This window comes from Oleiphilus sp. HI0128 (assembly GCF_001635365.1).
Genome location: NZ_LWGG01001073.1, coordinates 1 through 1,369, shown reverse-complemented (window position 1 = coordinate 1,369; position 1,369 = coordinate 1). Strand labels below are relative to the sequence as shown.

General features: G+C 39.7%; 2 protein-coding genes. One reads left to right on the top strand and one right to left on the bottom strand.

From position 1 onward, the window contains the following. Nucleotides 1–408 (bottom strand): hypothetical protein (locus tag A3763_RS18285; RefSeq protein WP_156495163.1); only part of this gene is annotated, 408 nt, incomplete at its 3' end. A gap of 296 nt (nt 409–704) precedes the next feature. Here A3763_RS18285 and A3763_RS18280 point away from each other — a divergent pair. Next, the gene (locus tag A3763_RS18280; RefSeq protein WP_068507627.1) at nt 705–1,154 is read left to right on the top strand and encodes a chemotaxis protein CheX; all 450 of its coding nucleotides are present in this window, start codon (nt 705–707) and stop codon (nt 1,152–1,154) included. Nucleotides 1,155–1,369 lie beyond the last annotated feature (215 nt).

Sequence of the window (1,369 nt, the reverse complement as noted above, 5' to 3'; positions counted from 1 at the left end):
TTGCTGATATTGAACATTCATTGAGGTAATCCGCTTTCCTGATTCTTTCAAGGAGGCTTCGAGTGCCTCAATATGTTCAAGCAAACGCTGCCGCTCAGAATCACTAAAGGCTTGCCGGTCATTCTCAGATGTCATATCTTTAAGTTGCGAGCTCAAACTTAATTGCTGGCCGGACAATTCATCCAGTTTGTTCATTCCATCTTCGACAGACTCTTCCTCACCTTCTGAATCAGGCGCAGTCTTGCCTACCGTTTTTCCATCGTAGGCATATTCAAAAGTATGATGTTTCCCCGGCTTAAGCTTTGTCAGCTTATGCTTCAAAAACATAATGTAAGCGACGCTAATGCACAAACAAGCAAAGGTGCCGATTAGCAGCTGAATAATGATGTAATTTGTATCTGTCGGCATAATGTCTCTTCTTGGGCCATCCTTGATACGCAATCTTTCAACAAAAATTGCCTAAATTAAACGTAAATTTATTCTAATCGTAAATATAGTCTTATTTTGTTCATTTTTCTGTTGTGAATAATACAGTTTTTTACGTCATAACATCCATGTTCTGTAATATTTTGTTATCACCGACAATTATTCAGAGCAAAAATAAAATTCTTTTCTATACTGGAAGGTAGCCGATTTCCTTCTTTCGTTAAGAGATTCCACTATGCACGTGAAGCAATGCGTTTAAAAAACAGGATGCTGACAGAATGAACAAGCAAACTTTTTATAGCTTGCTATCAGGTGTGTGGACTAAGCTATTTGGTGCCGAGCTCAAATATATTGAGCCCCAGCCTCATCAACAAGAATGCATTTTAGAGTGCTTTGTAGAAATACCTATCGTTGGCCAAAACAATTTTTTAATGGTTTTAGCAATGCCAACAAAACTTAGCTACAGGGCCGCCTCTCTATTATTTCAGCTACCGGAAGAAGAGCTCAGCAAAAACGACGCAAATGACGCGCTCTGTGAATTAGGAAATATCCTGGCAGGCCAAGTACAACTCGAAATAAGCGAAGATACACACTTAGATGTGCCGATCCAGCTTACGAAGGAACAAGCGCAAACGCTAATGCAGGATATTGAGCCGGATTGGGAAGTCTTTACGCAGGATGAAGACGGAACAACCATATATGCCGGCGTATTTATTGGACAAAGTTAGCGCAATGAATAAACTATCGCTTCAAATAATTAATAAAGCAATTCAAACACTTGCTATATACAAAGGGTCTTATCCGCAATGAAATTTCTTATCGTAGACGATAGCCGTGCCATGCAAGTTATTGTTAAACGTGGCCTAGAACAGCTGGGTTATAGCGACAATGAATACAAGACGGCAAATAACGGAAAAGATGCGCTTAATATAGCCAAAGACTG

Bases quoted from the DNA above. Each gene is read 5' to 3' on its own strand.
- A3763_RS18280 (WP_068507627.1), top strand. From the start codon at position 705: ATGAACAAGCAAACTTTTTATAGCTTGCTATCAGGTGTGTGGACTAAG.